We start from the raw sequence: 5,505 nt of genomic DNA, 5'->3' as shown, positions 1-5,505 counted from the left end.
GTTACTTCTGGTGTTACTTTGGAAAAAACTGACCTAAAAACTACCTCATGCCACCTAGTCTAGAGCAATAAAATACTACGCTCCCAGCTCTTAGTAAGTACAATTTGAGTTATAGATTAAGGTATATCTTTAACTTTTAAGCTTTATAAAAGGCAGTCAAAGGCTCTAAAGCAGGCAATTTATACGGTAACCCTAGGCGAGATACATGCTCAGACAAGAAACCTTTTGCAACTTCAAGAGTAGATAGCATTTCACTATGCTCTTTCCCCACACCTTCTAAAGCGCTACTTTTCACAATATCGTTTAACAAATGAATTAGCTCTTCATCTTTCAAAATATAGCAATGCATCTCCGCATCAACTGTAATTCCAACTATGCTGCTTTTCACCGACGCATCTGTACCTGTGATTTGGTCCTGAACCTTGAATATAATCAAATCATTCGCTAGGTTTTCAACGTAAGTAAAGCTTCCCGAAATTTGTTCACCTTGAGCAATTGCCTTAGACAACATCGGATGGCCGAACCCCATAATATCTGCTTGGCTATCTATTTGCTTAGCTTTACGGTCAAAGTAGATCTGGTCGTAAGATCGCTTGGTTCGGAACTCACCTAACCAACTAACGGGAGTAATAAATGACATCCCACCTAGCTCGTCAAACTTGTAGCGTCTCTGATTCATAGCCAACATTTGGGTAAAAAATGGCTTCATGTCAGCAAGATCCAAACGAGGAACATCCTCTAAGTCCTGATAATCAAACCGTTCGGCTCGTCCTGTTAAATCCTGCACCTTCTGTACAATAGATTCTCCACCAAACGTTTTAGTTTTATGGTCAAACCAAGAAGCCAATGAGTCTGGATTATCCCGTATAACAGCTTCTGCAAATAGCTCATTAAAGAGGGAACTATCAGCCATACCCAGGATAAGCTCCATAAGATTTTCTGGTTCATCCATTGCACCAACAACTGAGCGCATTATCAGGTCAATCTTTGAATTTAGTAAATCCCAAATGCGGGATTCTACTGTATCTGGATTCCGTAACGTAATGACTTCCACTGGCATTTGTTGCCCGTAACGGTTGAGACGTCCTACACGCTGATGAAGCCTCATAGGGTTCCAGGGTAAATCTACATGGATCATGGAGTAGCTGTTCTTTTGAAGATCAATCCCCTCCCCACCAGCCTCAGTAGAGATAATAAAACGCACTTTGCCTTCATTGAACATTTTTGCGGCTGTATAACGGTCTGTATTGTAATCGGCACTCTCTCCTTGTTGAGTAGCCACGTTATACAACTTGTTTTCGCCGTTGATGAAAGTTACACAACCGTCCCCATATTTTTTGTTTAACGCCCCCATCAATAGAGACTGTGTTGCTTTGTACTCAGTAAAGAACACAACGGTTCTATCTTTAAACTCTGTCTCCAGAATATCTAAAATAGTCGTAATTCGAGTTTCAAATTCAACATCCTGACAGGCTTGCAGCAGCTCCTTAATACGTGGAAGTTCATCAGTCATTAACTGAACACGAGTCGAGGTTTCGATAAATTCAATTTCTAAAAGAGCCAGCTCTTCAGCAAAACTAGGGGTTGCAGCTCCCAAATCATCCACTTCTAACTGTTCAGTTAACTCACTTTGTAACTGTTCGATATCTTCAAGTCGCTTCTGACCTTGTTTTTGTTTCTCAATCCTACCTTTTAATGCTCGCTCGATAGCAGCAACAGAGCTTGAAGCCAGCTTTTGCATCGCTGTTAGTACTAATTTTACCGCTCGCTGATCTCGAGAACTCAATGAGGAGGCATATGCCTGACCAGAAACGATGAACTTCGTGAGTAGATCGTAGAAGTTCTGCTCTTGTTCACTGTACGCATAAGTTCGTGAGGAAACCGTTAATGGCTTGAAAAGTCGCTCGCCATTCATATCCGTCACCGACTGTTTGTTGTTTCGGATTAAGACATCTTTCACAAATGGACGCATTTCATGTTCAGACATTTTCCTAGCGTTGATAATATCTGGTCTTAACAATTGAAGCAGCGAGAAAAAGCCATACTCTTTCCCTCTATGAGGCGTTGCAGTGAAAAATAACTTAGACTCAAACTTACCGTTATCAACAAGGCTCTGGATCAACCTAAATCCCTGAGTTCCGCCTTTATCCTCTGTAGAGTTCAGATGATGTGCTTCATCTACAATAAGCATGTCCCAAGGCTCGGCATTGAGCATGCGCTCTTGCCGACCATTTTTGTCATTTCTTAACGTGGGTAGAGATGCCACAACCATATTATTTGCACCCCAATAATCCACTCGATCAGTGTCATTTTCCGGTGCATACATGCTTAACCTAATATCAAACATCTCAAGCATCCGCAGTTGCCATTGCTCAACTAAAGGCGCAGGGGTCAATATGAGTAAACGCTTGATTTTTTTTCTTTCAATCAAAGGCCAAAGAATCAACCCCGCTTCAACCGTTTTCCCCAACCCTACATCATCTGCGATTAACTGATTGGTTGGCCACTGCCTGAGTACACGATGACAAACCCATAGCTGATGAGGTAACAAATTGATATTCGACTTCGAGAAAACACTCCAACTTTCATTGATACTCTTGAGTGAGCTCGCTAAAGACTTTAAAGCCAGATCCGTAGCTTTCACGGCATTCCCAGACTGAATATCTGATTTGAGATCAGCAACAGGCTCAAGGTCACTGTTTAAACACTCCTCAAAACCGTGTTCAAATCTGACCAGTGATGTTTCTTGTTTGGCAAATTCAATCTTCCCTAATCCAAATTTCGGATGATTGACGCGTGCTACGTTATCCATGTTCAGCCTCACCTAAATCTAATGGCTCAAAATCAAAGCAGCGCTTAAACGCCTTTCTATCATTCAAAAGTACTCTAAAAGGGATATCAAAACTCAGTCCAAAGTGGCTATCATCTTCAACAAGCGTTTCTAAGAAAAAACTATAGAGCTGCTCTGAATTAGTCGGATTAGCTTCTGTATTTAAACCAGCTCCGATTTTGTTTAACAAGGTTCTAAGCCTCAGAGGTAAAACAAATGCATATTTATGAGTCGAAGAGCTAAATTCCTGTTCGATAACATAGTGCCTTGTGAGTTCTCGTAGAATAAAATTGATTCCAATTCCTAACGTTCCTTTGAGTTCAGCGACATCAATACCCGAGCCGGATAGTAGGCTTGAACTATTGGGCTGCAATAGGTCATTGAGGTTATTTATGAACGATGCATTCCTAAACAAGTTAACATAGTCTGTTAGCTTTGTAGCAAAACGATACAAAGGTAGAATCTGTACCCATACTCTATAGCGCTCATTAACCTTTGCTGTTTTCAGGTACTCTTCCATCAATTGGTTCCAATAGTCCGGCTTTGGCCCACCAGGTTGAGCTAACTTGTCCCACCACCCATGATTTTCAAACCATTCAATGACATTTCTATTCGCTGCGTCATTAGAATAAGCCAAGGTTTGGCAACAGCCTAGGTAGAACAACTTTAACCAACCTTTTCGTGTTTCTATCTGCTCTAAAGCAAAATCTTCTGCCATTAATTCCCATGGCATAGATTGGGCATACAGCAATTTATCGTGTTCAACTAAGTGGTAATCCTTTGTTTCGTTCCACCACTCCACGATGTTCTCTAGGATAGTGCTACTATCATCAACATTAGGAACAAACTCTTTCTGGGCATTTCTGACGTGTTGCGCCTTATCAGCTTCAGAGTCGATCCAAAGGCGAATAAAGCGAGACTGCTTATCAATATCCCATTGCCATTTATCAAGAACCTTAGGGTCAAATATACCCTCTTTGAGGAAATGAGGTCGAGATTGTTTTAGCTTGCTGAGCAGGGTCGCAGTGTGGGTTCCATCAACTATGTAAGAACACAAACCGTCTTGCTTTCCACCCTTGCCTTTATCGTCACTTTCTATCTGATGTGCCCAAGAATAAGGTTCGAACTCGGATTCAGAGCGAGCTAAATTAGCAAGTTTTTCACCATCACTGTCGTATTCCTCGCTGAGAATCGAAGTGGTTGGTGCAAAACGATTCAATAAGCTGTATTCGTTTACTCCCTTAAATAGCAACTTGTTAGATGGAACATAAACGCCAATCTTATTGTTGTTCAAAAAACGCATTTGCGAGAAATGCTCTTTTAATTCTCGTGTCTCTGATATGGTGGCATTAGACTTTGAGATTCGCTCTTCAAAGTTACCGTCGAACAAGCGACCGTAATAAGACGCTTTTGTAGGTGGAACTTCATAATTCGGAAGATCGTCTTTAATGAGTTCAATTAATTCCAGTTTTTTTAGGTTACCACTAAGTGGTGAAAATCCTATTCGCTCAAGCACATCAAAAACTTCATTAGAAACGATTCGATTTTGTTCAGATAACCTAGATAGTCGCTCATGCCCAGATAGAGAAGAATATACAGCACTGAGCAAACGTCCTGCTCCAATTTCAACACTTTTCAGATCGATTAGTTTACTTTCTTCACCAGCAAGTTTCGTCGGAAGTGCTGGATGACGTTTATAGAAATCAATAAGGCCATTCGAGCAAGTGAACATACTCTTTATCAATTCAGCTTTCGAACTATGATCACCTAGTTGATTGGGCCATTGTGTCGTAATTACATTCCAAACCGTTCGCCAGAAACCAGTAAATGTTGCTTTTTCACCTAGTCCCAGTTCCTCTGCAAACTCATCCCAATACTGGCATGATCTCTGATACATTTCCTCTAAGGCCACAGTAAGCTCCTGCCCTAGCAGCTTAGCCAACGCAATGTTGTCATCATTATCAACCGCTAACTGAGACCGACCTATGTCTACCGAAAATTGAGCATTAATACAAAAGCCTAGTTTGAGTTCTTCATCAATAGGGTTGAGTACCCAGAAGCTACTTAGCTTCTTTCGGTCCTCCAAAGAAACCAAGCCACTTTTATCTAACGCAAATATAAACTGGCCAGAAGCAGTCGTCACCGAAAGTACCTTACTGCTTCGAAGGTTTACTTCGCCTTGAGTGGCCTTATTTGTTGGCAGTTTGACGTCACCAATTGCTACCCCCTGCAGATTGTTAACGGCTGCACCCATCCATTCGAAACGCTTACCGTTAATATTAATTTGGCGAACATGGCGAGAGAACACTGTTAAAAGGCCCGCGCTACTCTCAAAGCGCCTTAGAATCGACGCTAATTGTTCTGTTGGTACTTTACAATTTGGTAGTTGAATCAGAGTTGGAATTTGATTATTGAACGCGTACCTTTCTGTGGCTTCTGTCAACGATGCCATTAGTGCTTTTTCTGGTATTTTGGGTAGAACCCCTGCTTGAATTTCGGCACAAATATCACCACTCACAATACGTGGTGTGTCTGAAAGCAATAGTGCACTCTTAAAGCCTAATCCAAATTTACCTGTTTTACCTTCGGCTTTGTCAGAAACATTCAGGCTCACCATTTTCTCTAAATCGCGTTCAAACCTATTTTTTCCAGCTGAATAGTTACTCGAACAGTAG

2 protein-coding genes are annotated in these 5,505 nt (G+C 41.4%); both read right to left on the bottom strand.

Going from position 1 to position 5,505, the window contains the following annotated elements; all coding sequences use genetic code 11:
* Positions 1-136: 136 nt before the first annotated feature.
* The gene (locus tag AB4653_RS07280; protein WP_102258521.1) at positions 137-2,812 is read right to left on the bottom strand and encodes a DEAD/DEAH box helicase; all 2,676 of its coding nucleotides are present in this window, start codon (positions 2,810-2,812) and stop codon (positions 137-139) included.
* Positions 2,805-5,505, bottom strand: a 2,701-nt coding sequence (locus AB4653_RS07275) for a hypothetical protein (RefSeq protein WP_372103697.1), incomplete at its 5' end; no start/stop codon positions are given. The genes AB4653_RS07275 and AB4653_RS07280, both read right to left, overlap by 8 nt.

Origin of the sequence: Vibrio sp. 10N.222.48.A3 (assembly GCF_041475345.1) — a bacterium.
Classification (GTDB): Bacteria; Pseudomonadota; Gammaproteobacteria; order Enterobacterales; family Vibrionaceae; genus Vibrio; species Vibrio tasmaniensis_A.
The sequence above is the reverse complement of the archived record's forward strand: the minus strand, read 5'-3'. Positions and strand labels throughout refer to the sequence as shown.

What these genes read in the sequence shown, in the direction of transcription:
- AB4653_RS07280 (WP_102258521.1), bottom strand. Translation starts at nt 2,812, where the DNA reads ATGGATAACGTAGCACGCGTCAATCATCCGAAATTTGGATTAGGGAAG.